Genomic DNA, 1,026 nt, shown 5'->3' with positions numbered 1-1,026 from the left:
GTGGATGTTCGCCTTCATTACAATTTATATGATGCCAGCCTAAAAGGAGCAGATTACGATTTGACGACTATTTTCGAACAAACATTGGTCAAAAATCACCCTGAGCATGCGGTAACCTTCGTAGAGAACCATGACACCCAACGTGGACAAGCATTGGAATCTACTGTTGAAGAATGGTTTAAACCATCTGCCTATGCCCTCATCCTTCTTCGTAAAGACGGCCTTCCTTGCCTATTTTATGGTGACTACTATGGCATTGATGGTGAGTTTGCTCAAGAAAGTTTCAAAGAGGTCCTAGACACCTTACTTTACGCTCGTAAATATTTGGCTTATGGAGAGCAAACAGACTACTTTGACGACCCTAACTGTATTGGATGGACACGCTCTGGTAATGAAGACTGTACTCCACTAGCCGTAACCATTTCTAATGATGCTGCCAACAACAAATCTATGGAAATTGGAAGTGATTGGGCTGGACAAACTTTCTATGATATTCTTGGAAACTGCTCTGATACTGTAACAATTGACGAAGACGGGTGGGGAGACTTCCCAGTCTCTGAAAAATCTGTCAGCGTTTGGACAATTCAAGACTAAGAAAAAAGCTCGATTTGAGCTTTTTTTAATTTCATAAAATTCCTGTGATAGTCTTAACGACATCACGATTGGCTTCAACATTATGGACACGGACAATCTGACATCCTTTGCTAACAGCATAAGCAGATAAAGCAGCTGTCCCTTGATCACGGTCCTTGGCAGGAATATTTCCACCTAGGAGAAAATCCACAACACGCTTACGAGAAATCCCAAAAAGAACAGGATACCCAAGTCCAACAACTTTGTCCAAGCCCCTAAGCAGGTCAATATTGTGTTGAACATTCTTGGCAAAACCAAAGCCAGGATCAATCCAAATATTTTCTTTAGCTACACCTGCTTCCAAGGCAGCTTGCGTACGTTGACTAAGGAAAGTACAGACATTCTCTGTGACATCATTGTATTTTTCTTCTTCTTGATTATGCATGAGGATAT

The 1,026-nt window shown here is 41.3% G+C and carries 2 protein-coding genes; one reads left to right on the top strand and one right to left on the bottom strand.

All coding sequences use genetic code 11. The features are described from left to right. Positions 1-594, top strand: a 594-nt coding sequence (locus CGS49_RS13745) for an alpha-amylase domain-containing protein (RefSeq protein ID WP_143405892.1), incomplete at its 5' end; no start/stop codon positions are given. 31 nt (positions 595-625) lie between these two features. Here the strand turns inward: CGS49_RS13745 and CGS49_RS13740 are convergent. After that, positions 626-1,026, bottom strand: a 401-nt coding sequence (locus tag CGS49_RS13740; RefSeq protein WP_179859098.1) for a dihydropteroate synthase, incomplete at its 5' end; no start/stop codon positions are given.

It is taken from the genome of Faecalibacterium langellae (assembly GCF_002549775.1).
In the GTDB taxonomy this organism is placed as follows: domain Bacteria; phylum Bacillota; class Clostridia; order Oscillospirales; family Ruminococcaceae; genus Faecalibacterium; species Faecalibacterium langellae.
The sequence above is the reverse complement of the archived record's forward strand: the minus strand, read 5'-3'. Positions and strand labels throughout refer to the sequence as shown.